This is a genomic window from Acinetobacter sp. YH12052 (assembly GCF_013419835.1).
GTDB classification, from domain to species: domain Bacteria; phylum Pseudomonadota; class Gammaproteobacteria; order Pseudomonadales; family Moraxellaceae; genus Acinetobacter; species Acinetobacter amyesii.
The window spans coordinates 43,043-68,231 of record NZ_VOZI01000012.1 but is presented as its reverse complement, the minus strand read 5'-3'; the positions used below and the strand labels follow the sequence as shown (position 1 = coordinate 68,231).

Genomic DNA, 25,189 nt, shown 5'->3' with positions numbered 1-25,189 from the left:
ATTGCAAACCCGTCTTTAAACAGAGATGTGTATAATCAATTTAATCTTTCAAAAAACGCTGGCAACATGTTCAATATTCTACGCAAACAAATGGATGAAAGTACGCAATGCCCGTTGTGTCGTGCATCTATGTATTGGGTAGATGCTGAAAAATTAGATGAGCAAGAATTTAATTTTTACCAGTGTAGCCACTGTCATCATCAAATATTTCCAGAACAGCAATACAACTGTCATTGTGAAAACTGTCAGGCCGCACGAAAAAAACTACTCAAAGAAACCCGCTTACAAGAACAGCGTAAACTTAAAAATAAAGATATCGTTGAACGAGAATTAAGTGAACTGAGTTTTTTACAGAAACTTTTTTTGCTGGCTTTATTGGATAATCACGTCCAAGAACATACGGCGCATCAAGAATTTATCGACTGGGATACGATTAAATATCACAACATCAGCCCGAATTATCTCTTTCAACAGTCGCTCAAAAAGCATCTCGTACATGAGCAAATTTTGATTGTGAAAGATGATGCACTACAAGCTGAGCAGTATTATATCAATGTCCGTCTGCATGGATATTCGGAGCCCAGCCTTTTTAGCGTAGCGCAGCAACTGCGCCATTGGTTTTATGAAAATTTAGCCTTAGGCGTTCCTTTTAAAAGTGCTGACGAAGTGAAAGAGTGCTTGTATCTCCTACTTTTCCAAGAAATTGTGCAATTCATGCAGTTTTACTGTAAGACATGGGGTATTCAAATTGCAGGGAATAAAAGCTTTCAGGTGTTCTGTTATCGCTTACTCGACCATTTAGCGGTTGGGCAGATTTATTATATGATTCAGTCAGCACTCGAATACCTACATAAACAGAAAGCCCTGCAAGTACGTAATGAAAATTTCATTAATACCAATCTGTTAAAAAAGACCTTACAGCAATATCGTGAACGTGGCTTAAAGGAAAGATGGGAAACCTTTACCCTCCCTCGTCCGCCACAATTACCGTTTAGTAAAATGAGTGAAATTTTGCTCTTTAACTTTTTAGGACTCGATGAAAGTATCTTTGTGCAACCGATACACCATGCTTGGAAAAAAATCGAACCTCGATTAAATTTTTATTCCACAAAGCGCTGCATGTACTGTGGTTCACAAGAGCTCTCTGTCGATTATGATGCCGCAGATTATGTGACCCTGTTCTGCCGTAATTGTAAACATCAAGACCATTACTTCACCCGCTAAGGGAGAAAACGATGAATCAATCTGAAAATTTTGAAACGACCATGAACAGTGAATTAACTGACTTAAATAGCCCTCTTTTGCAAAGCGTTATCAATGCGTGGATTGAACTTCAATCCAAACAACCCTTGGTGCATATCATCACCAATGCAGTCGCGAGCAATTATGTGGCCAATGTCCTTTTGGCTGCGGGTGCTTCTCCTGCAATGATTGACAATCCCTTTGAAGCTGAAAGCTTTGCCTCGATTGCCAGTGCATTGAATATCAATTTAGGCACGCCAACGTCTGAACAAATGCAGGCCATGCAAATTGCTGCACAAACAGCACAAAATTTAAATAAACCTTGGGTGCTTGACCCTGTCGGTTATGGCCCCGTTTTGCCATGGCGATCTGAAATGGTTGACCAATTACTCCAATACAAGCCAAGTATTATTCGCGGCAACGCATCAGAAATTAGCGGTCTTGCAGGTAACCAAGGTGAATCCCGCGGTGTCGATAGCACGCTAAATAGTGCAGAAATTTATTTAAATGCTGTGCCCTTGTTAGAACACTGTGAATGTGTGGCAATTTCAGGCGAATCAGATTTCATCTTATCGAAAGAAATGAATGCAGTGATACAGATTAATGGTGGGTCTTACTTACAACCCAAAGTAACGGCTTCAGGCTGCGCTTTAGGTGCGTTAACAGCGGCGTATTGCGCCGTAAGTGAAACGCTAACTGCTGGCACGATCGCAGCACATTTGCACTTTGCGATTGCGGGTCAAAAAGCCTATGAAATTAGCTCAAGTGTCGGCAGTTTTAATGTTGCATTTTTAGATGAAATTTATAATCTCAATGAAGATGATTTCAATCAACTTGCCAACATGCAAATTTATGTACTATGAAGCTACGATAGCTTGAGAAAAAAAACAGCTTGAGTAAATGGCTCAAGCTGTTCAGGGATTCATACTGTTTTGTACTAATTAATATGCGACAAAAAATTTACTGTGCCGTACTGTCACTTGCAGCATTGGCATCAAACATTTCTGAATCTTCGATCGTTTCTGTTGGATTACTCAAAATCATGTCGAGGTCATAGTCCCCCGCATAAACAATATTTTTGATTTTTGAACAGTCGCCATCACTCATTTCATAATTTAAGACTTTGGCTTCATCACCAATTTTAAACTCAGCACGAACGACGTTTTTATTTTCATCAAAACTCAGTTTAGGCTGAACGCCTTTTTTCGAATCTTGCTGCGGATCTTGGCTATCCGTGAAAATATCGAAATCCACATTACACGCTTGTTGCGACTGCTTACAGTTAATTTCTGCTTGCATACGTTCCGCTAACGATGGCTCAAAATAGGCAGTAAGTTGATCTTTACTCAAAGCATGCAATTTCAACTCTTGGTCATAAATTTGTTTGACCAGTTTTTCGGGGGCAACACATTTCTGCGATTGCTCCTGTACTTTTTGCTCTGCTGGCTGACAAGCCGTTAAAAAGATCGCCGCGCCGAAACCGAATAATCGATATATCGTCATTTGTCGCATAACACATCCATGTCCATCATTAAACTGCCCGCCCAACTGCCAGATTCATACTTGCTTCAAAAATAGTTGAAACATTTAATTTACAAATACACATTAAACCCATGCCATCAAAATAATCTGGCACGTGCTGCATAAAAAATTGAACATGTTCATCAGATTTGTTCCGTAGCCGAACCAACTGCTCAGGCGTCACCTTCGGTAAATCACAACGATGAACAAAAATATCCTCAGCCCGATGCTGTACATCATGCTGACGGATTTTATAACTATTTAAAACATCCACATACTCAGTGGGCATCGGGACACCGTGCCTTGGATAAAACTTAACAGAGCGCGAGGCAAATAATGTATATACCTTTGGTTGTGCCAATGTAGCCACAAACCACATCGGAATCGCTGGAAATCGAATCTGATACTGCATTGCCACTTTAATCGCCGAGTTTAAGGTCAGGTTTTTCCGACGATAATCAACCAATACCCCAGCGCGTGAATTAAAAATAAAAATCGGCCGATTGTTATGCATAATTTTTAATATACGCACAATGTTTTGCCCGATCAGTTTATCTTGTTCAAAATACTGAATAATTGGTAATGCAACAATATCGGGGTCATGCATGTATTGATAGAGTTGCTCAATTTTCGAAGTCGGAAAAATACATTGATCAAACTCCCAGAGCCGTTGAAACAACTCATGTTTTTCTTCAGTCTTGAGCTTACTAAAATCAATGATATTTTCAGTAATCGCCATACCAACACCCATTTTTTAATGGATTAACTTTGAATTTCTTCAAAGTACCTAGTTATAAATTTTTCAAAACCGATATATAAAACGAAATAAAAATTATTAATAGATCATCTATGATGATTAAAACCCCGAGCTAAAATAAATCGCTATTTAACTTATGCTCTTTAAAACCAACCATATCAAAATTTTTTACTTTTGAACCGTTTTAGCCCTCTAACAAGCTCAAAAGATGCAGCGTTTTTTGACTGTTACATCATGTAAATATAATACGTTTTAACATCGTGAATTACAGCCCCCTTGGATAGGATTTCTTATACTTTCTAGTCATACAAAAAAGACAGCTTCGAAAAGCTGTCTTTGAGTTATTTTAAAATTTAAGCATTAAGCTTGGTAATAAATATCAACCGTTTTAATGCGGTTTTCATCCATTGCCGTGACTTTAAATTGGATGCCTTTAAATTCAACCACAGTTCCGACTTCAACATTGCCGTGAGTCTGATCTAAAATAAGGCCTGAAACACTGATATAACCATCATCTTCTTCGATCAAATCCAGCATTTCCAATTCAAGTTCTAACTGATACAGATCGAGCATGCCTGAAGCTTTCCAATGTTCATCATCGATTTTAATCAAATCAAGTTGTTCATCCGCATCTGGGAATTCACCAGCAATTGCTTCAAACACATCGAGTGGTGAAATCAGACCCTGTACCGCACCAAATTCATCCGTAACTAGTACCAAAGAGCCTTTAGAGGTACGCAAGGTATTAATCGCATCAATCACCTTCATTTTTTGGAAAATAAAAATCGGACGATGACGTTTAATCAATACTTTTAGATCATCTTCGCTATCTAGAACATCAATAAGTTCTTTCGCACGGACAATACTAATCACTTTGTCCAAGCTACCACGACACACAGGGAATAAACTGTGCGGCACTGAAAGTACTTGCTCACGAATTTGCTCAGGTGTGTCATTTAAATCAACCCAAGAAATTTGATTACGAGGGGTCATGATCGACGCAACTGAACGCTCTGCAAGCGTCAATACACCACCAATCATGTAACGTTCTTCGTCTGCAAAGGTTTCTTGTGCTTGATTACCGACTTGATCGGCTTCTAAGCGTCCACCCATCAGCTTTAAAATACTGTCCGCAGTACGATGACGTAATGGAATTTTCGCTTCGTGTTTTTGAGCATTACGCTGACTAAACTGGTTAAAGGCTTCGATGATAATCGCAACACCAATACCTGAGTAGATATAGCCTTTCGGAATATGAAAACCAAAGCCTTCTGCAATCAAGCTAATACCGATCAGCAATAAGAAACTTAAGCATAGGATCACGACAGTCGGATGTCGGTTTACAAAGGCCGTTAACGGTTTAGATGCAAATAACATCACTGCCATTGCAACAATCATTGCAGCCATCATGACATAAATGTTGTCGACCATACCGATCGCTGTAATGACCGAGTCCAGAGAGAAAACTGCATCTAAGACAACAATTTGCGCCACGACTGCTGTAAAGCTCGCATAAGCCACTTTTGTTGTCACTTGAACTTCTGGTTTACCTTCTAATTTCTCATGCAGCTCTGTGACCGCCTTATAGACTAAGAACAATCCACCGAACAATAATATGAGATCTCGACCAGAGAATGTCCAATCAAAAACTGTAATCAGGGGCTTTGTTAATGTGACCAACCAAGAGATTGCAAATAACAATCCTAATCGCATAAATAATGCGAGTGAAAGACCAAGTACGCGGGCTTTATCACGTTGTTCTGGAGGGAGTTTTTCTGCCAAAATGGCAATAAAGACTAGGTTATCAATTCCTAGTACAATTTCTAAAATAATTAATGTAAGTAAACCAACCCAGATTCCGGGATCTAACAAAAATTCCATTAGCTCTCTTCCTCATTCTGGATTGTAAGAATATCTTCAATCAGACCAACGCACGGCGACGGATCCATAAATTTAACCTGTGTAACTAGAGACCTTTCCATTATGCACAATCTTGCGCATTTGTAATGTATTCAAGCATATTTTTTCGCATCAACTATATGACAAAATGTTAAAAAACGCTGAATACATTACAAATCATATGGCCGATATAAAATACATATCTAGATGTTAAAACCTACTTTTTGATATATCCGCTTCCACTTTTAAAAAAGCTTGAATTCACCTGACTTTTAATTAAATGTAATTAAATACGTTGTATGAGATTGTATGAAAAATCTAATGAATTGTTTATTTTCAACCTTTTGGTAAAATATATTAATATTCAATTTAAATTAAAAACTTATTTATTTTCACTACACTATCTCTTTACCCAACTTTGCTTTTATTCTCTTTTAATCGCTTGGAAAGAATATCAATATAATCTATTAAGATAATCTAAAAATGAGATATCTTCTACTTTCTATTTTTTTATTGTGAACTCTTGCTATTACCCTCTATTTTTCAATAGAATGTTAAAACATTAAATAAAATTAAAACAAATATTCAGGGGACTTCTTCATGACAAAAAAGTATTCAAAATTTTTACCATCCACCGATGACTTTAGCTTAGAAAATTTTCCTTTCTACTGGGTCACTCAGGTTCATGCTCAATACGTTTTAAACGTTGACCATGCGTTGAAAAAATATGGTGTTGATAATTCACGTCGCCGTATCCTTCTCGCACTCAAGTCTAAGCCACATGCGAGCGTTTCGGATTTATCTGAAATGGTCGTGTCTAAAATGTCGACGACAACCAAAATTGTTTATCGCTTAAAAGATGAAGGCTTAGTAGATACCTATTCTTGTGAAGATGATGCGCGTATTACCCGCGTCGTGTTAACCGATAAAGGCACTGCAATGACGCAGAAGATTAACGATCTAACGAATGTCGTTCTCGAGCAATCTTTTGAAGGCTTAACACCGCTACAAATTGAAAAAACCATGGAAAGCTTAAAGCACATCTTCAAAAACTTAGCGCGCTAAGCATTCTGCATCACCGAAGTATTAATCGAAAAAGTTCAGTTGGGGACTGATTTTTTCGATTTTTATTTTAGGTGCATGCGCGCATTCAAATTCATCAACGGGAAAACCCTGTACAAAACTTTGGATATTGGGTGATTTCCAGCTTAACCATTCCTCTAATCGCGCATGCGGAATCACAATCACCGAGCGTTTTATATTTCCTGGCTCATGAAAGTGTTTCATCATTTCATGATCGATAGCATCCATCGTAATCATGGTTGCAGAACGTACAATCTCATCACCTTGCCGACAAATGTCATATAAGGCAGCGATATAAAACGCTTCTCCATCTTTGCGTTTAACACTCCAACGCTGCGGTTTATTGTCGATATACATAGACTCATAAAATTCAGACACTGGAATTACGCCAAACTTACATTTTGAGATCGCATTGATAAAAGACGGCTTTTGATACAAAGTTTCATTTCGGGCATTATAGGTTTTTAGTGCAATAGATTTGTCTTCGGCCCATTTAGGCACCATGCCAAAACCCACTTTTCGCCACTCTAGCCCTTGCTCAGACTTAAAGAGCAGCGGTAAATCATAATTTGGATAGACTTCCTCAGGATATTCAAAACTGATTTCAGGCAAGTTTTGCGACTTTAATTGCGCTAAGGTAATCGGTTTGAAATTGGCACACATATTTGCCATAATCCGCAAAAATTCAATCTTTATAATAAATGAAAAATCTAGACCGAAGTCGCTTTATCGTTTTAATTCTCAGTTTAAGTCTATATCCAACTGCAAAGCAGCAAAAGTTTCTGTACATACCGTTTCATTTCTACCTTTTAGTCTCGACGCGCTCTATCTCAATGAATATCCATTTAAACAAAGCCTGATCAATGAAATCGAGATCCCTGCAGGCAAATACCGCATTCAATATAAGCATTTTCGCAATCAGCAAATGATCAGTACACATCATTGGGTCACGGTCAAAAATCTTCCCAACACCCAAGAGCAGCAGTTCTCATTAGTCATCCTGCCCTATGGTGAAATGATCAATGTCTCTGACTTTAAAATTACATCTCCAGAAATGTTTCCTGAAATCCGTTTTGCAAAACATGCTCAAAATAGTTATCGCTTGATGCAAAATCAGCAAAGACAACGAGATCAATTTGGCGTGATTCTTCCTGACGCAGATGAAGCCCACACGACAGAATTAGAAGATCAATTTGACTGGTTTACAGTGAACGCAGATGAAGGCCGTGTCAGGACAGATTGTACAGGCACTTTTAAGATCAATCCTCTGGATGCGCTCCCCTATTTCACCACTGCAAATTCAGCTATTCAGTTTAATTATCAACAAGGAAAACAAAAACATAATGCATATTTAGCGTTTAGTGATAACAATCCGCTTATTCCAATCGAAGATCGAACAACTCATGAGGCAACGGATTACAAAAATGGCTTGAAGTTTGATGTGTATATTAACAATATCCAAAAAATGAAAACCGAGACTATTTCTTCTAATTATTCAATCTACAATTATAAAGTGCAGGTAAAGCTGTATATAACGACCTTGCAACGTAAGCCTATGCTGTTGATGAATCAGCAAATGTACTATCAGAATAATTGTTCAAGTCAGGATATTGGCGCTTTTCTGTATTACAAAACACGTTGGAGTCGTTTTTGGGACTATATACTTCCTGATATTTCATGGAAATAAACTAGAGAGGTCCTGCTCCTGCGCAACAGAACCTGTTGTGAAGTCTATTGCACAAGATAAAATAGACTTCATTTTGTGTATTTTAAGCGGGGAAAGTCTGCCAATGGGTGCGGGTAAATTCCTCAAATATCCACTCACCATTAAAACGGCCAAGGCCTGAATTACGTTCACCACCAAAGGGTGCATTAGAATGATCCGCCACACTGATGCCATTGATATGCGTCATGCCTATATCGAGTTTGGCAGCAAACTCTCCGCCGCGCGCTAAGTTTGACGTACATACCGCACTCGATAAACCAAATCGGGTTGAATTCGCCAATTCTAGTGCATGTGCTTCATCTCGCGCTTTTAAAATCGGCAAGATTGGCCCAAAGCTTTCTTCTAATGCAATATCAGCGTGTGCATCCACATGGGTAAAAATATGCGGTGCAACCAATTGACCTTCAATGCCGCCTGCATAGGCTAAAATTGCATCTTGCTGAATAGCATTTTGAATAATGGTTTTTAATTTATCAACCTGCGCCTTGTTGATGATAGGCCCTATGAGGGTTTCAGTAGCATTTGGATCACCGACCACAATACTTTTTACCCGCTGAATCAATTTTTCAACATAAGCATCGTGCAAGGATTCATCCACAATCACTCGATTGGTACTCATGCAGATTTGTCCTTGATGCAAAAAACGCCCCATCACGGTCAGTTCAACGGCTAAATCTAAATCGGCATCATCTAAAATCACTAAAGGCGCATTACCGCCAAGTTCTAGCGCTAAACGCTTAATCCGTGAACTTCCTAGTGCTTTCACCCCGACCTGCTGACCCACTTCAGTTGAACCTGTAAATGAAATCATTTTAGGCACAGGATGCTCTACAAAATAGTCGCCAATTTCACTGCCACTGCCTGCAACGACATTTAACACGCCATGCGGCAAGCCCGCTTCTTCAAATAATTTTCCGAGCAACGTTCCACCTGTCACTGGCGTGTCACTTGCAGGCTTCAACACCACACTATTACCGCAGGCAATCGCAGTCACCACAGAACGCATCGATAAATGAAATGGAAAATTCCACGGGCTAATCACCGCAATGACACCCAAAGGTTTGCGCAGTACAAAACTCTTTCGACTCGGGTCTTTACTCTCTAGCTGCGTAGTTTGCATTTTTTCAGGAAAACGCAACGATTCTTGGATAATGCCGAGCGCCGCATCAACTTCAATATTGGCTTTTAAACGTGTACTCCCAGATTCATCTATCAGCCATTGAATAATTTCTTCTCTGCGCTGCTGAATGGTTTGAGCTAATTTATTGATAACTTGCTGACGTATTTCAATGGGCTTGGTCATTTCTGATTTGAATGCAGCTTCTGCCGCACTATAAGCACTGTCTACATCGACACTGCTGGCTGCCTGCAATTCAAAAATCTGTGCTTGGCTAAAGGGATTTATATTTTTGATGTGACGCGTTGAAGTCCCTGCTCGCCATTGCCCACCAATATATTGCAAATCTAATGCGGTATAAGCTGACATCGTTTCCATCCTATTTTTATCATTCATCCCAATGTAAAGACTTCAGCATCGAAAAGCTATGAGAAAAACAGGATAAAACTTTATAATTAATTTCTTTTGCAACCTTATACTTTAAACAGGCTGATGAATCTGCCGCATCGCTTTATAGATTCGCCAATAAATATAACAGCTAATGATGACTTCAAAACTTAGATCTTTAACTGTGGTGAGTTGCTCAAGCGCAGCCTCCTCCATGTTTAGGGTCAACATAGGTAACAGCCCTTCGACAACAACAGCGATCAAGATAAAGAGGACTAAACTCTGAATCGTTACGGGCAAATACAATGCAATAAAGCGCTTTAAAAAATCTCGGCCTTGCTCGCCGCCATTGGCTTTAAATATGGCATTCACCCAGCTAATCAGCAGACCAACTTGTAAAACAAACGAAGCCCAAGCTTCTGTAGGTTTGGATTCTGGGGTTAACGTCAGTGCTAAGTAGCTAAAGAAAATCAATATTGAGCTGGCAATATAGTAGTTTTTATAATGGGTTTCAGAGACTTTATTCAGTCTTATATCATCCACCAACCGATTTACATTCCATAAATACATGGAGTTTCCTTTTCATTTTTTATGTCGACATTCTAAATTTCTCAAGCAATAAAAAAAGCCTCCGAAGAGGCTTTTTTTGATTTACAGATTAGTCACCTGTATAACCTTTTAATTTTAAACGGTAAGCATGAAGAAGCGGCTCTGTATAACCAGAAGGCTGCTCGCCACCTTTGAATACTAAATCATAAGCAGCTTTGTATGCATAACCATCAAAGCTTGGTGCCATTGGTGTGTAAAGTGGATCGTTGGCATTTTGCTCATCTACAACTTTCGCCATGCGCTTAAATACTTCTTCAACTTGCTCAGCAGTTACGATACCGTGACGTAACCAGTTCGCAACGTGTTGAGAAGAAATACGTAAAGTTGCACGGTCTTCCATCAAACCAACGTTGTTGATGTCTAGAACTTTTGAACAACCTACACCCAAATCAACCCAACGAACCACATAACCCAAGATACCTTGAAGGTTATTTTCGAGTTCTTTGGTTTTCTCTTCTTCAGACCAGTTTGTATCTGTCGCTAAAGGCGGTGTTAACAAGTCATCTAAAGATAGCGGTTGAGTATTCAACAACTCTTTTTGACGTTCAGAAACATTGCACTGATGATAGTGAATCGCGTGAATTACAGCGCCAGATGGAGACGGAACCCATGCACAGCTTGCGCCAGCTTCTGGATGCTCAATCTTAGTTTTGTACATATCAAGCAACATATCTGGTTTTGGCCACATGCCTTTACCGATTTGCGCTTTACCACGTAAGCCTGCTTGTAGACCGATCATCACGTTACGGTTTTCATACGCTGGGAACCAGATTTGAGACTTCACTTCGCCTTTACGAACGAATGGACCTGCTTCCATGAAAGTATGGATTTCATCACCCGTACGGTCCATGAAACCTGTATTAATAAAGATCGTACGATCTTTCGCTTGCGCGATACAGTTTTTCAAGTTCACAGAAGTACGACGTTCTTCGTCCATGATACCGATTTTCAAAGTCTTCGCAGGTAGACCAAGCGCTTGTTCAGCACGCTCAAATAATTCAACTGCAAATGCAACTTCTTCTGGACCGTGCATTTTTGGTTTAACGATGTACATAGAACCTTTACGAGAGTTCTTGTTTTCGTTTTCGCCTTTGATGTCTGCAAACGTCAATAACGGTGTGATCAATGCATCCATGATGCCTTCGTAGATTTCAGCACCATCTACAAGGATCGCAGGGTTTGTCATCAAATGACCTACGTTACGAAGCAACATCAATGAACGACCGTGAAGCGTAGTTTCACCACCGATCAAGTTTTTGTGCGTACGGTCTTTGTTCAATGTACGAGTAACGGTTTTACCATTTTTCTCGATAGATTCAGAAAGCGTACCTTTCATTAAGCCTAACCAGTTACGGTAGCCTTCAACTTTCTCTTCAGCATCAACTGCTGCAATTGAGTCTTCCAAGTCTTGAATTGTCGTTACCGCAGCTTCAAGAACTAAGTCTTTCACGCCAGCAGCATCTGTTGAACCAATTGGGCTCGTCGCATCAACTTCAATGATTACATGTAAACCATTGTTTAAAAGTACGATTTCAGTTGGTGCAGCTTCGTCACCATTAAAACCAACAAACTGAGCTTCTTTCGCTAAAGTTGCAGTTGAGCCATCTTTTAGGCTTACAACTAACTTTTTGCCTTCTACCGCATATTTAGTTGCATCTGCATGCGAACCATTTGCTAACGGGAAAGTTTCATTTAAGAAGTTTTTAGCAAATTCGATAACTTTTGCGCCACGAGCTGGGTTATAGCCCTTACCTTTTTCCGCGCCGCCTTCTTCAGAGATCACGTCAAAACCGTAAAGAGCATCGTAGAGTGAACCCCAACGTGCGTTCGCAGCGTTTAAGCAGTAACGTGCATTACGCACAGGTACTACCAATTGCGCACCAGCCAATAATGCGATTTCTTCGTCTACATTTTCTGTGCTGATTTGGAAATCTTCTACTTCTGGTAATAAGTAGCCAATTTCAGTAAGGAAAGCTTTGTAAGCTTCGAGTTCAAATTTGTTGTTGCGGTGCCATTCATCAATTTTAGCTTGAATGTCGTCACGCTTAGCCAATAGTGCTTTATTCTTTGGGCTAAGATCGACAACGACTTGTTCAAAGTTTTTCCAGTAAGTTTCACTGTCTAAACCTGAACCCGGTAGTGCTTCATTTTCGATGAAATCGTAAAGTTCTTTAGCAATCGCTAACTTGCCTTTTTGAATACGTGCAGTCATTGTCTTTCCTGATATTGCTATTTTTTATAACAAGAGATTCTAGTATACCCATTTATACTTTGCTGAATAGTACTATCACATTCCTAAATAATGATCATTTTCTATGTAATGAAATACCCTCATCATTCAACATAATAAAGATCAGAAATACGACGTCATCATCAGCCTGAATACCTTTTTACAGTGTATAAAGTTTTTGAAATGTCGAAATTAGACTTAAGTGCAGAATTTTGTTCTAAAACTGAACAAATAGACCCAAGCCTCAAACAAACTCACTCGATTAAGCCATGAAATGCTGCCAATGTCGATGCTACAACTTCAACCAATCAGTTTAAATTTAACGCTTTTATCGATGAATTATTATTCAGTCTAGCTTCTTATTAAATGATGCTTTTATCTTGAGACTTGGCTTTAACTTCTATTGTTCGTTCCACAGCTTTTCTTAATTTATACATGTTATCTAAAACAAAAAATCAAAAAAAAAGAACGCCATTAAGACGTTCTTTTTTTATTCCAACAAAAACGCTTAATTTTCTGCTGTAGATTCTGTTACATTGATTTGGCGGTGAGAGGTATGTAGATAATCATCAGATTGCATTTCCAATAAGCGCGAACGTGTACGCTCAATTTCAAATGCCAATTTTTCACCTTGATATAATTCAATAATCGTATCTTCTGAAGTAAGCAACAACTTCACCCCACGGTCATAAAATTCATCAACCAAGTAGATAAAACGACGTGTCCCTTCAGACAAATAATCGGTCATGTGCGGCACATTACTCACCAAGACTGTATTATAAATATTGGCAATTTCAATAAAGTCCGCTGGGCTACGTGGTTTTAGGCAAAGCTCAGAATATTCACACCACAGCACATCTTCCGTATGACCAATGGTTTCTACAATACGCTGATTAATAATAATTGGCTCTTGTGAAACCGTTTGGGTTTGCGTTAATGCTGTAAAACGCTGTGCCATCCACAACTTATGTTCATGTGTTAAAGGCGACTTAAACAACTGCGCTTGTTTCAATACACGTAAACGATAGTCTACGCCTGAGTCTACATTTAAAATCACACAGTTCTTTTTTACCATTTCGATGGTTGGGATAAAACGGTCACGGTGGATCCCGTTTTTATATAAACCATCTGGTGCGATGTTAGATGTTGCAACAAGGGTGATCCCACGCGTAAATAATTTTTGGAATAGATCACTCAAAATCATCGCATCTGTGACATTGGATACAAAGAATTCATCAAAGCAGATCACGACTGCTTCTTTATAAATTTGGTCGGCAACAAGGTCGAGTGGATTACGCTGACCTGAAAGCTTATTTAATTCACGGTGTACGTACTGCATAAAGTGATGGAAATGCATACGTGTTTTGCGTCGAAATGGCACAGAATCATAAAACTGATCCATCAGCCAAGTTTTACCACGCCCTACACCGCCCCACATATACACCCCTTTCGGTGCTGTTTGACGACGGAAACGACGAAATGCTTTTTTAGAAGCCTTAAAACGTTGGATTAATTCTTGCCAAACTCGATCCAACTCATGCACTGCTTGCGCCTGTTCCTGATCTGGTAAAAACTGACCAGATGCTAAGGCTTGAGCATAACGCTCAGCCGGTGAAATCGGAGTAAATGCGGTGTTGTGTGGTGACTGAAAATCTGACATATCATTAAATACTTTTTGGGGCTAAATGAATTATAACGAAGAATAAACTCGAAGATATAACACTTTGGCAGTAAAGCGCATTGGCTATTTATTATATTGTCTCGGACTATGCCCAAACCAACGTTTAAACGCATGATTAAACGCCGCAGGTTCTGAATAACCCAGCAATTCTGCAATCATTTCAATTGAATATTCATTATATTCAATCATACGGAGTGCTTTATCTTTAATAATATCTTCACGAATTTGCTTATAACTGGTATTTAACTGTTGCAATTGATGACGTAAAGTTCTTTCCGGCAAGTTCAATGCTTGAGCAGTTGCTGCCATACTTGGCATCGCACCACTTTGTAATTCCAAATAATCTTGTACCCGTTGAACCAATGATGGCGCATCTTCATCGGCGCTTAAACGTTCTAACTCCGCAATACACTTCGACTCATATAATCGAAACGTAATAATATCAGCGGATGGAATACGAATATCTAGAACATCCTCATCAAACCAAAATGCCGCAAATGGCGCGCCAAAACGAACTTGAGAGCCATAATAATCGGTGAACATTTTTAATTTTTCGGGATCTTTGGGTTCAGCAAACGGCAAATCAATTTGAACTTGTGGCGTAGATAGCCCCATCATTTTGTACAGATCACGGATGAATTTATACGTTCCTGAAATCTCTGACTGTGCTAATAATGCACCCAGTGGCGCATACACATCTTGCGGTTGATAGCATAAAGCCACTTTATGTTGACTGATTTGCAAACTTAAACGCCCAGTTAGATGCGTCAACTGTTGAAAGCGAATCCCCTGATTTAAAGCTTGGCGTAAAGTATCACTAGTAACCAATAACATCAGCAATGGGCCATAACCCGCCAACGTATAATGTTGACCAATAAATAACCCTTGTTCAGGTTCTACATCTTTACCAATGACTTTCAGTACATCCCACTCCAAACTCGGATGGATCACTGAGGTGGGATCGAGTGCGTCGACACGCAGCCCAATGGTTTGCAAACGTTGATCGACATCTACGCCTGCTTTACGCATTCCTTGTACTAAATACATCAGGCTTAGAATGGATCGTTTCATAAATCGTAAAATGACATTAAATTTCTTCTTTTTTACTACAAATTTGCAATTATGAACATTGCTGTTTCGATCAATATTTCTGTCACCTCAATCATATTGTTCTGATCATGAACTCAAGTATGCTTAGCCTGTAATCTCGCTTGGAATTAAAAAAATGATGCAGGAAGCGCAAACAAAAACAATGCAAACCTCTAAAGCCAATTCGGAAATTCATACGCAAATCGCTATCATCGGCGGTGGTTTTGGTGGTATTGCTATGGCAATACGGCTTTTCCAACAAGGCAATCAAGATTTCCTGATTCTCGAAAAAGCCAATGATTTTGGTGGAACTTGGCGTGAGAACCGCTACCCTGGCGCTGCGTGTGATGTGCAATCACATATGTATTCGCTTTCTTTTGCACCCAAAACAGATTGGTCAAAACGTTATGCCGAAGCACCTGAAATATTTGATTATATCCAACACGTCACCCGTGAATATAATTTAAAACAATTCTGTCGCTTTAATAGTGAAGTGCTTTCAAGTCGATACAATGAATCAACCTGCGACTGGCATTTAGAACTCAAAGATGGTGTTAAAATTACCGCTCAATACGTGATTTTTGCATCTGGCCCGCTACATGTCCCGCAAATTCCACACATTCCGGGCATTGAAAAATTTAAGGGTAAAGTGTTTCATTCTTCGCAATGGGATCATCAATATCCATTAGAAGGTAAAAAAGTCGCATCGATTGGTACAGGCGGCAGTGCCATCCAATACATTCCAGAAATCGCACCACAAACACAGCAACTGTATGTTTTTCAGCGTACCGCGGCTTGGGTCATTCCACGAGATGAACGTAGTTATCATGGTTTAGAAAAATCATTATTTAAAAAATATGATTGGTTTCGAAAAATTCACCGCGCTCGCCTGTATTGGACCAACGAATCACGTGTCGTACCAATTGTTAAACCAACCACCATGAAATATGCGCAAAAACTGGCAGAACTGTATATTAAATACCAAGTCAAAGATGCTGAACTTGCCAAGAAACTAACGCCAAACTACATCATGGGTTGTAAACGCATTTTAATTTCTAATAAATACTTTCCAACGTTTAATCGACCTAATGTGGAATTGGTCAGTGATGCAATACAAGAAATCACTGAAAATGCCATTATTACCAAAGATGGAAAATCCCGTGAAATCGATTGTCTGATCTATGGCACAGGCTTTATTACCGATCCAAGAATTTATTTAAAATCATTTAAATGTATTGGTGAAAATGCTCAAGAACTCAAACAAGTTTGGCAAGCTGGCGCAGAAAGTTTTTATGGCATTTGCACCAAAGGCTTTCCAAATCTATTCCAATTATTAGGCCCCAATACCGTACTTGCGCATAATTCAGTGGTATTTATGATTGAGGCACAAGTCGATTACATCTTACAAATGATGCAATTGGTTTCAAAATCTAATGTTCAAGCCATCGCTGTCAAAGATCAGGTGCAAGATCAATTTAACACTCATGTACAAGACATGCTTGATGGCACGGTATGGCAATCAGGCTGCGTGAGCTGGTATCAACAAAATGGCGGTAAAAATTTTGCACTGTGGCCAACTTATACATGGAAATATTGGCTCGCTACTCGAAAAATAAATCCAGCTGATTTTCGACTCCTAAGTAAAACAAAATCTAGTCATGCAGCTTAAGCAATAACAGGTCATAATAGGCAGGTATTCATTATCTGCCTATTTTTTATGCAATCTTTCTGGCTGATTTTCCAGCTCTTGGCCTGTTTAGGGCTTGGTTTTATTCTTGCACGTCGCCTACCCACTTGGCTTGAAAAAATCGCCTTTAAACTCCTGCCGTACTTTACTTATATTTTGTTATTTGCGATTGCGATCGAATTTTCTGAAACATTACACACTATTCCAGCACCTCTGCAAATCCTCTCTTCATCAGTACTTATTGCACTATTGACCTCAATGGGTGCTTTTATTTGCTGCTATATTTTGTTTAAGCTTTTAGGCTACAAACCTAGTCATGGCAAAGTGTCCATGCAGTTAGTGACAAGCTCACTCATCAATATTAGCTATGCTTTTATTGCATTAGGTTTAGGTTATGCTTTTGCCGAAATTGCAGCACATTTTAGTCTTCAGCCACATATTAGTACTTGGGATCTACTTTTAGTCTTCATGTTTCTGATTGGGCTTGATCTCGCCTACTCACCGCTCGATCGTTCTTGGTTAAATTGGAAAATTCTACTTGTTCCACTCGGCTGTATCGTCGGTTCACTTTTGGGCGCTTTTGCTGCTGCCTATCTATTGCCACAAATCAGTTTGAAAGATTTGATTATGTTGTCACAAGGCTACGGTTTCTATTCGATGACAGGCATCGTCGTGACTGAATTAAAGAATGCGCATCTAGGCAGTATCGCGCTGATGAATGATTTATTCAGAGAAATTTTTGCGATTGTATTTATGTATATTATTGGCTGGCGCTACCCACGCTCTGCAATTTCATCTGCGGGTGCAACAGCTATGGATGTCACCCTACCCATGGTCAAACAAGCCTGTGGTAATGATTTTATTCCACATGCTATGGTCAGCGGCTTTATCCTTTCTGTACTTGCACCAATATTGGTGAGTATATTGGCGGCTATCTAACCCCTCACCTAAATCCTCTCCCAAAGGCAGAGGACTTTCTCTCTCCCTTTGGGAGAGAGTTAGAGAGAGAAGGTAAATATTAAAGTGTCGCTAAAATATCTTTTAAAGTCTGACGCATATTGTCCGATTTGGTAATCGGACGACCAATCACCAAATGTGTAGAACCATCGAGCATGGCTTGTTTAGGTGTCACAATTCGTTTTTGATCATCAGCAGCAGAACCCGCAGGACGGATACCCGGTGTCACTAAAGCAAACTCAGCACCCAAAGTCTCACGCAGCATTTTTGCTTCTTGTGCCGAACACACTACACCATCTAAACCACTTTCTTTCGTTAAAGTCGCAAGACGTTTCACATGTTCAAAGGGTTCAACATCTAAACCTAAATCCGCAAGATCTTCACGGCCCATCGAGGTTAATACCGTTACTGCAATCAGCTGAGTGTTATAGTTACCCGTCTTTAAACGCTCAACACAGGTTTCCATCATTTTACGACCACCTGAAGCATGAACATTCACCATCCACACACCCATATCCGCAGCTGCACAAACTGCTTGCGCTGTAGTGTTTGGAATATCGTGGAATTTTAGATCTAGAAATACTTCAAAACCTTTATCATGCAATGCCTTAACGACACTTGGACCCTCATGGGTAAATAACTCTTTACCAACCTTAACTCGACATAATGCAGGATCTAACTGCTCTGCAATTGTAAGTGCGTCATATTGGCTTTTAGCATCTAGTGCAACGATGATACTCAAGAGACTTACCCTTCATTTTGACAAAATTAGTGCATTATAGATGGATTCAACTTGATCAGAAAGTCATAAAACTCATGTTATTTGAAATGATTAATTTGAATTGAGTTATCTCATTATTTTATTTGAGATAAGCGTTTTATTTTTTCAGCCCATAAAAAAACACCCCGATGATCCACCGGAGTGTTAAATATAAAATTTAAATCTACTCATAAAAGTAGTTAATTTACTTCTAAAACCCAATTATAACGGGTTAGAAGGACGCTCATTCGCATCAATATCTAAAACTGTCTTTTCATGACGCGTATGTGCAGCCGCTTCAGCAGCAGCCAGTTGAGCAGTTTGAATTTGCTCTTTGCGTAGGCGGTCAATATCTTTACGTAGACGTTTAATTTCCCAGTTATTTTGAAATACTCGAAATACTTGCACTGCCAATAAAAGACCTAACACCAAACCTAAAGACAAGGTTAATAGCAATAAAAGCCCTAAACGCATTGCAGGCACTTGTGTAAATAACAAATCGACTGAAAGTTCAGTTCCGTTTTGCAGAACCAAAGCCAATGAGTATCCAAATAGAACCAGTAAAATTACGACCAATACGTAACGCATAAACACCCCTAACAATGTTTTGAATTAGTTTGCAGATTCGTTTACCGCATCACGTAAAGCTTTACCAGGTTTAAAGTGCGGTACAGCTTTTGCTGCAACTTCTACTGATTTACCTGTTTTTGGGTTACGACCCACACGTGGTTCACGGTGATGTAATGCAAAACTACCAAAACCACGGATTTCAATTCGGTTGTCTGTAGATAACGCTTCGATCATTTGATCGATCATTATCTTAACGGCCTCTTCCACTAAGGGTTCAGCTAAGTGTGGGTTTTTAAGAGAAATACGCTCTATTAAGTCAGACTTATTAAGTGCTTCAGTAGTCATCTGCGACCTCTTTAATTATCAAGCTACCTAGGATCAGTTTCCTGATAATAACCTGTTTAAATACAAAACGGTAGCGTAATAATCACTTACTACGCTACCGTTACAGTAATTGTGTAAAAAATATTAATTAATTTACATTAATAATACAATTCAAACACTTACTTAGTGGTTCATTTGAGCTTTGATCAAATCACCAATAGTCTTAGGACCATTGTCTGAAGATGCTGTAGCTGTCTTGTTCAAGTTAGCTACCGCTTCTTTTTCTTCAGCTTCGTCTTTCGCTTTGATAGACAAGTTGATAGAACGTGATTTACGGTCTACGTTGATGATTTTAGCTTCAACTTCTTGACCAACTTCAAGGAACTTAGTTGCATCTTCAACGCGGTCGCGGTTGATTTCAGATGCTTTAAGAGTCGCTTCAACTTCGTCAGCTAACTTAACAGTAGCGCCTTTAGCGTCAACTGCAGTTACAGTACCTTTAACAAGCGCACCGCGTTCGTTAGCAGCTAAGAAATCGTTGAACGGATCGCTGTTCATTTGTTTGATGCCAAGGCTGATACGGTTGCCTTCAGCGTCTACTGAAAGGATAACCGCTTCAACTGTGTCACCTTTCTTGTAACGACGGATAGCTTCTTCGCCTTGTTCGTTCCAAGAAATGTCAGACAAGTGAACTAGACCATCGATACCGCCTGGTAAACCGATGAAGATACCGAAGTCAGTGATTGACTTGATCGTACCTGAAACTTTTTCACCTTTGTCGTGTTCTTTAGCAAACTCTTCCCATGGGTTAGCACGAGTTTGTTTGATACCAAGAGAAATACGACGACGCTCTTCATCAACTTCAAGAACCATAACGTCAACTTCGTCACCGATCTGAACAACTTTAGATGGGTGGATGTTTTTGTTAGTGTGGTCCATTTCTGAAACGTGTACTAAGCCTTCAACGCCTTCAGCGATTTCAGCGAAGCAACCGTAGTCAGTTAAGTTAGTTACACGAGCTTTAACGATAGAACCTTTAGGGTAACGGTTCATGATCGCTAACCATGGATCTTCGCCTAATTGTTTAAGGCCTAAAGATACGCGGTTACGTTCGCGGTCGAATTTAAGTACTTTAACAGTAACTTCTTGACCAACTTCAACAACTTCTGAAGGGTGCTTGATACGTTTCCAAGCCATGTCAGTGATGTGAAGAAGACCATCAATACCGCCAAGGTCAACGAACGCGCCGTAGTCAGTAAGATTTTTAATAGTACCAGTAACTGTTTGACCTTCTTCAAGCTGAGCAAGAAGAGCTTCACGGTCAGCTGAAGATTCAGCTTCCATAACAGCACGACGAGATACAACAACGTTGTTACGTTTAGCATCAAGTTTGATTACTTTAAATTCTAACTCTTTACCTTCTAAGTGAGTAGTATCACGAATAGGACGAGTATCAACTAAAGAACCTGGAAGGAACGCACGAACTGGACCGATGTCAACAGTGAAACCGCCTTTAACCTTACCAGAGATAACACCAGTAACGATTTCGCCGTCTTCAAAGATTTTTTCAAGTTTAGTCCAAGTTTCAGCACGTTTAGCTTTTTCACGTGATAAAACTGTTTGACCCATACCGTTGTCAAGAGCTTCAACAACTACGTCAACAGTGTCGCCAACTTGAACTTCAAGTTCACGTTGTTCATTTAAGAATTCAGCGCGGTCAACAATACCTTCTGATTTAAGGCCAGTGTCAACTGTTACCCAGTCAGAGTCGATATTTACTACAACGCCTTGGATGACAGCACCCTTTTCAACGTTGAGGTTTAATTCGCTTTCTTCAAAGAGGGCTGCAAAAGATTCGGTCATGATATACCTAGTAAAGTCAGCGGTCTTGGATCAGACAAGGCCGGTTTAATTAAGCGTCTACATAGTCCGTATAAGACTGATCAAGCTATGCTTCTGCTGAAAATTCTTTAGTTTGCTAATTGCTGATCGATGTAATTCGTCATCAGCGTGAATACTTCATCAATACTCAAAGTTGAACTATCAATGAAATAAGCATCTGGCGCAGGCTTGAGTGGAGCGACTGTGCGTTCCATATCTCGCTTATCACGCGCTTCGATATTAGCTAAAATGTCGTTTATTTTAACATCCACGCCCATAGCCTGCAACTGATTTACACGGCGCTCTGCACGGGACTGAGCAGAAGCCGTTAAATAAATCTTGGCTTGAGCATTGGGAAAAATCGTAGTTGCCATGTCACGGCCATCTGCAACCAAACCAGGTGCTTGGGCAAAGGCATGCTGACGTTCTAAAAGCGCAGTTCTAAGTGCGGGAATTGCAGCAACTTTTGAGGCAAACTCTCCGACTCTCTCAGTACGGATAACTTTTGAGACATCTTCACCATCTAAAAGCACCGAAACACCTGCTTCATTTGTCACAAATTGTATGTCTAAATTTGTTGCAATTTTTACGCATTCATCGAGCTTTGAGTCTAATGCATCAATTAAGTCTTGCTTATGCAATGACAATCCCAACAGACGATATAACGCACCTGAGTCGAGTAAGTGGAACTGATAATGTGCCGCAATTTTTGCTGCCAATGTTCCTTTACCTGAGCCACTTGGGCCATCAATTGTAATGATTTGAACTGTCATTGCTCTTCCATTTTTGTTTATACGGTTTTTGCAAGTTTTGAAAAACCAATTTTAATCGCTGACTTCAGTTGCGCAAGGATTAATTGACTAACGAATGGCGCACGCGCCTGTAATTCAATCGTATAAGTGACTAAAGTACGCGCAGCATCGATCGCTTCGAATTGAATCACACCCAAATGATGTTTCACCAATGGGTTTTTAATAATCTTATATTCAATGCGTTGGTTTGGCTCAAGTAAGGTAATTTGCTCTTGTAACGGCTTCACTGGCCCAAAGCCCATTCGGCGCACTGAACCCACACCATCAGGACGCTCAGGATCTGCTGAATCTTTGACACGCACCACTTGAATCGGTGCAAAAGCCACGTTATAGGTCGAATGTTTTGAAAGTAAGTCAAAAACCTGCTCGACTGGTGCATTAAATTCTTTTTTTACTTGGATCGATTTCATGGTGTACCCTATTTTATTTGACAATATTAATTGTCAGTAGAGTTTACTTGATTTTTTAAATGAAGTTCAGTCAAAGTGGCTTTTTCCTGTAACTTCATCAGTCGTTTTTGTTCACGACGCATTTTAAAAAAATCACTTAATTGTTGGGAGCATTGCGCTTGCAGGCAACCATGCTCAAACTCAAAGATATGGTTATAGTAGCCTGAATTTAACAATTGACGCGAACTCACTAAAGAACCTGCTTTAGGCTCAGTCGTCGCAAATACCACGCGTTTAATTCTTGAATGGACCAAAGCACCCACACACATTGTGCAAGGCTCCAAGGTCACATATAAAGTTGCATCATCAGGTAAACGGTAATTATCGATATTTAAACAAGCTTGACGCAAAGCTTGTACTTCCGCATGCGCGGTGGGATCTTTCAAAGAAATAGGCGCATTAAACCCTGCACCTATGACTTGATTTTGACTCACAATCACTGCACCTACAGGAATTTCTTGCAATTCGGCAGCTTGCGCAGCTTGCTCGAAAGCAAGCTGCATCCAATGCTCATCACTATGTTGGTTTTGTTCAGACATCAATTAACTAAATTACACCATACTGTCTTAACAGTGCATTCCAACTGTCAATATTGGTTACAGGAGGATCGTCAGCCAAAATCCCTTTAAGGGAAAGGTCTGTACCTTTTTTCCACTCTGGGGAGAGATCTTTATCAACAAGACGTGCACGCACACCTTCCACAAAGTCCGCATGACGAATTTTCCACTCTGAAATTTGAGTTTCTAGTTCAAACACTTCATTCCAAGAATGCACTTTTTTCCCCCACTGCCACAATAACCATGTTAATGCTGCGGTTGCAGGTGAACCTTTTTGCAGATTTTCACTGGCTTGGCGTAGCCAATCACTGCGTGCATCGCTTAAACCAATAATTGATTCATAGTCATGTTCAAAATTGTGCCCACGGCACACACTCTGAATCACATCTAATGAATTTTGTAATGGGCCCGGCCCCACAGGACGATGCATACTATTTAAAGTGTCATCAATGGCACGGAAATCGCCCGCTGGATAATGATCCCAATCAATATTGATGACAGTTTCAAGTACGTTATCACGCTGTGCATCGCAAATGTGGGTTGCCCAGCCGATACCATAAGCACCTGCTGCGGTCATAATCGAGCCTGTTAATCCCGTAAACAAACCAATAGCACCACGGTCAGCTAGGAAACGCGTCGCACCTACATCTGGATACAAACCGATATTAATTTCAGGCATTGCTAAACGCGAATAAGGTGTCACCAAACGGAAAGGTGCGGCCATAAATAGACCTAAACCACCACCCATGACATAACCTTCGCCCCAAACCAAAATCGGCTTTGCATAGTTATGCAGCAGCAAATCTAGGGCATATTCTTGTTCAAAGAATTTATTCGCCGTTTCAACTTCATCATTGACCACCAATTGTCGCAATTTGCGTACATCGCCACCTGCACAAAATGCTTTCGGCGTAGTGGAATCCAACCAAATCGCTTTAACAGCATCATCATGTTGAAAGTCCTGAAAGACTTCAAGCAATGCTGTACAGATAGATTCATCTAATGCATGAAGCGATTTTGGGCGATTCAGGCGAACAATGCGCCAGCCCTTTTTCGCTTCTTCCACAATCAGATCTGGGTGATAATTTTTTGAAACGGGAGAATAAGTCATGCGTCCAGCTGCCAGTCTATTGGCTCAATGCCATTTTGTTTAAGATAATTATTACTTTTTGAGAACACCTTACAACCAAAAAAACCACCGCGGTTTGCAGCCAAAGGAGATGGATGCGCGGCTTTTAGCACCAAGTGCTTATTTTGGTCAATGCGTTGTCCCTTACGCTGTGCATATGCCCCCCATAAAATAAAGACAATATGCTCACGTTGCTCATTTAAAACATCAATCACATGGTCTGTAAAATCCTCCCAGCCACGTTTTTGATGTGAAGTTGGTTGCCCAGCCTCAACAGTCAGTACCGCATTTAAAAGCAAAACACCTTGTTCTGCCCAGCGTGTTAAGTCCCCATGTTTTGACACAGGCACCCCAAGGTCGGTATTTAACTCATGGAAAATATTACGTAAAGAAGGTGGTAATGCAACCCCCTTTTGTACCGAAAAACTCAAGCCATGTGCCTGATTTGGCCCATGATACGGGTCTTGGCCTAAAATCACCACCTTTACATTCGCCATAGGCGTCGTGTTTAAGGCATTAAAAATCAGCGGATTCGGTGGATAAATCACTTTATCCTGTTTCATTTGTTGTAGCAGAAAGTCTTTTAACTCATCCATGCGGGGGCTAAGCAAAAACTCACTTAGGCCATATTTCCAGCTAGCATCAAGCTGCACTTTAGCGAGTTTTGCTTGTTGCTCTTCTGTTAAAGACATCACTGTTAACCAATCCTAATAAAACCAAAT

The 25,189-nt window shown here is 40.0% G+C and carries 24 protein-coding genes; 6 read left to right on the top strand and 18 right to left on the bottom strand.

The annotated features are described in order from the left end of the window. Window positions 1-66 precede the first annotated feature (66 nt). Window positions 67-1,224 carry a hypothetical protein gene (locus tag FTU06_RS10435; protein ID WP_168378915.1) on the top strand — a complete coding sequence of 386 codons (1,158 nt, stop codon included), beginning with the start codon at window positions 67-69 and terminating at the stop codon, window positions 1,222-1,224. Between the two features lie 11 nt (window positions 1,225-1,235). After that, entirely contained in the window at window positions 1,236-2,105 is an 870-nt protein-coding gene (thiM, locus tag FTU06_RS10430; protein WP_180146472.1) for a hydroxyethylthiazole kinase, read from the top strand. A gap of 97 nt (window positions 2,106-2,202) precedes the next feature. Here the strand turns inward: thiM and FTU06_RS10425 are convergent, their stop codons facing one another. The 3 genes from FTU06_RS10425 to FTU06_RS10415 form a co-directional block, all read right to left on the bottom strand. Then, entirely contained in the window at window positions 2,203-2,754 is a 552-nt protein-coding gene (locus FTU06_RS10425; protein ID WP_180146469.1) for a hypothetical protein, read from the bottom strand. Between the two features lie 19 nt (window positions 2,755-2,773). Beyond that, window positions 2,774-3,502, bottom strand: a complete 729-nt coding sequence (locus FTU06_RS10420) for a hypothetical protein (RefSeq protein ID WP_180146466.1) — start codon at window positions 3,500-3,502, stop codon at window positions 2,774-2,776. 378 nt (window positions 3,503-3,880) lie between these two features. Continuing rightward, on the bottom strand, window positions 3,881-5,401 hold the full coding sequence (locus FTU06_RS10415; RefSeq protein WP_180146463.1) for a transporter associated domain-containing protein: 1,521 nt from the start codon (window positions 5,399-5,401) through the stop codon (window positions 3,881-3,883). A 618-nt stretch (window positions 5,402-6,019) separates the two neighbouring features. Here FTU06_RS10415 and FTU06_RS10410 point away from each other — a divergent pair. Continuing rightward, window positions 6,020-6,484 (top strand): MarR family winged helix-turn-helix transcriptional regulator, encoded by a 465-nt coding sequence (locus FTU06_RS10410; RefSeq protein ID WP_180003047.1) that lies wholly within the window; start codon window positions 6,020-6,022, stop codon window positions 6,482-6,484. 21 nt (window positions 6,485-6,505) lie between these two features. Here FTU06_RS10410 and FTU06_RS10405 read toward each other — a convergent pair whose 3' ends face one another. Beyond that, a complete protein-coding gene (locus FTU06_RS10405) occupies window positions 6,506-7,165 on the bottom strand; it encodes an SOS response-associated peptidase family protein (protein WP_180007386.1) in 660 nt (219 codons plus the stop codon). Window positions 7,166-7,427: 262 nt separating this feature from the next. Here FTU06_RS10405 and FTU06_RS10400 point away from each other — a divergent pair, with 262 nt between their 5' ends. After that, window positions 7,428-8,189, top strand: a complete 762-nt coding sequence (locus FTU06_RS10400; protein WP_180146460.1) for a hypothetical protein — start codon at window positions 7,428-7,430, stop codon at window positions 8,187-8,189. An 82-nt stretch (window positions 8,190-8,271) separates the two neighbouring features. Here FTU06_RS10400 and FTU06_RS10395 read toward each other — a convergent pair whose 3' ends face one another. The 5 genes from FTU06_RS10395 to FTU06_RS10375 all read right to left on the bottom strand — a co-directional run bounded on the left by FTU06_RS10395 (window position 8,272) and on the right by FTU06_RS10375 (window position 15,323). After that, window positions 8,272-9,714, bottom strand: coding sequence for an aldehyde dehydrogenase family protein (locus tag FTU06_RS10395; RefSeq protein ID WP_180146457.1), 1,443 nt, complete (start codon window positions 9,712-9,714; stop codon window positions 8,272-8,274). A 111-nt stretch (window positions 9,715-9,825) separates the two neighbouring features. Continuing rightward, complete coding sequence (locus tag FTU06_RS10390; RefSeq protein ID WP_111885048.1) at window positions 9,826-10,302, bottom strand: hypothetical protein; 477 nt, start codon at window positions 10,300-10,302, stop codon at window positions 9,826-9,828. An 88-nt stretch (window positions 10,303-10,390) separates the two neighbouring features. Beyond that, window positions 10,391-12,553 carry a malate synthase G gene (locus FTU06_RS10385; protein WP_168378907.1) on the bottom strand — a complete coding sequence of 721 codons (2,163 nt, stop codon included), beginning with the start codon at window positions 12,551-12,553 and terminating at the stop codon, window positions 10,391-10,393. A gap of 526 nt (window positions 12,554-13,079) precedes the next feature. Continuing rightward, window positions 13,080-14,231 (bottom strand): cell division protein ZapE, encoded by a 1,152-nt coding sequence (gene zapE, locus FTU06_RS10380; RefSeq protein ID WP_180007329.1) that lies wholly within the window; start codon window positions 14,229-14,231, stop codon window positions 13,080-13,082. A gap of 84 nt (window positions 14,232-14,315) precedes the next feature. After that, window positions 14,316-15,323 (bottom strand): AraC family transcriptional regulator, encoded by a 1,008-nt coding sequence (locus FTU06_RS10375; RefSeq protein WP_111885051.1) that lies wholly within the window; start codon window positions 15,321-15,323, stop codon window positions 14,316-14,318. A 181-nt stretch (window positions 15,324-15,504) separates the two neighbouring features. Between FTU06_RS10375 and FTU06_RS10370 the strand changes: the two genes are divergently transcribed. Together FTU06_RS10370 and FTU06_RS10365 are read left to right on the top strand one after the other, a co-directional pair. After that, a complete protein-coding gene (locus FTU06_RS10370) occupies window positions 15,505-17,010 on the top strand; it encodes an NAD(P)/FAD-dependent oxidoreductase (RefSeq protein WP_180026952.1) in 1,506 nt (501 codons plus the stop codon). A gap of 48 nt (window positions 17,011-17,058) precedes the next feature. After that, the gene (locus tag FTU06_RS10365; RefSeq protein ID WP_180065253.1) at window positions 17,059-17,967 is read left to right on the top strand and encodes a lysine exporter LysO family protein; all 909 of its coding nucleotides are present in this window, start codon (window positions 17,059-17,061) and stop codon (window positions 17,965-17,967) included. Between the two features lie 79 nt (window positions 17,968-18,046). Here the strand turns inward: FTU06_RS10365 and pyrF are convergent, their stop codons facing one another. The 9 genes from pyrF to ung form a co-directional block, all read right to left on the bottom strand. Beyond that, entirely contained in the window at window positions 18,047-18,727 is a 681-nt protein-coding gene (pyrF, locus tag FTU06_RS10360; protein ID WP_180040242.1) for an orotidine-5'-phosphate decarboxylase, read from the bottom strand. Window positions 18,728-18,967: 240 nt separating this feature from the next. Then, window positions 18,968-19,333, bottom strand: a complete 366-nt coding sequence (locus tag FTU06_RS10355) for a lipopolysaccharide assembly protein LapA domain-containing protein (RefSeq protein WP_078188931.1) — start codon at window positions 19,331-19,333, stop codon at window positions 18,968-18,970. 24 nt (window positions 19,334-19,357) lie between these two features. Beyond that, the gene (locus FTU06_RS10350) at window positions 19,358-19,660 is read right to left on the bottom strand and encodes an integration host factor subunit beta (protein ID WP_067767464.1); all 303 of its coding nucleotides are present in this window, start codon (window positions 19,658-19,660) and stop codon (window positions 19,358-19,360) included. Window positions 19,661-19,822: 162 nt separating this feature from the next. Next, window positions 19,823-21,502 carry a 30S ribosomal protein S1 gene (rpsA, locus tag FTU06_RS10345; RefSeq protein WP_168378903.1) on the bottom strand — a complete coding sequence of 560 codons (1,680 nt, stop codon included), beginning with the start codon at window positions 21,500-21,502 and terminating at the stop codon, window positions 19,823-19,825. Between the two features lie 107 nt (window positions 21,503-21,609). Next, entirely contained in the window at window positions 21,610-22,293 is a 684-nt protein-coding gene (gene cmk, locus FTU06_RS10340; protein WP_168378902.1) for a (d)CMP kinase, read from the bottom strand. 17 nt (window positions 22,294-22,310) lie between these two features. Further along, complete coding sequence (locus FTU06_RS10335; protein WP_078188937.1) at window positions 22,311-22,742, bottom strand: SRPBCC family protein; 432 nt, start codon at window positions 22,740-22,742, stop codon at window positions 22,311-22,313. A 26-nt stretch (window positions 22,743-22,768) separates the two neighbouring features. Next, window positions 22,769-23,320, bottom strand: a complete 552-nt coding sequence (gene tadA / locus FTU06_RS10330; protein WP_180088567.1) for a tRNA adenosine(34) deaminase TadA — start codon at window positions 23,318-23,320, stop codon at window positions 22,769-22,771. Window positions 23,321-23,327: 7 nt separating this feature from the next. Further along, window positions 23,328-24,449 carry an enoyl-CoA hydratase/isomerase family protein gene (locus FTU06_RS10325; RefSeq protein WP_180026944.1) on the bottom strand — a complete coding sequence of 374 codons (1,122 nt, stop codon included), beginning with the start codon at window positions 24,447-24,449 and terminating at the stop codon, window positions 23,328-23,330. Further along, a complete protein-coding gene (gene ung / locus FTU06_RS10320; RefSeq protein ID WP_168378900.1) occupies window positions 24,446-25,159 on the bottom strand; it encodes a uracil-DNA glycosylase in 714 nt (237 codons plus the stop codon). Before ung ends, FTU06_RS10325 begins: the two co-directional genes overlap by 4 nt. Between the last annotated feature and the right edge of the window lie 30 nt (window positions 25,160-25,189).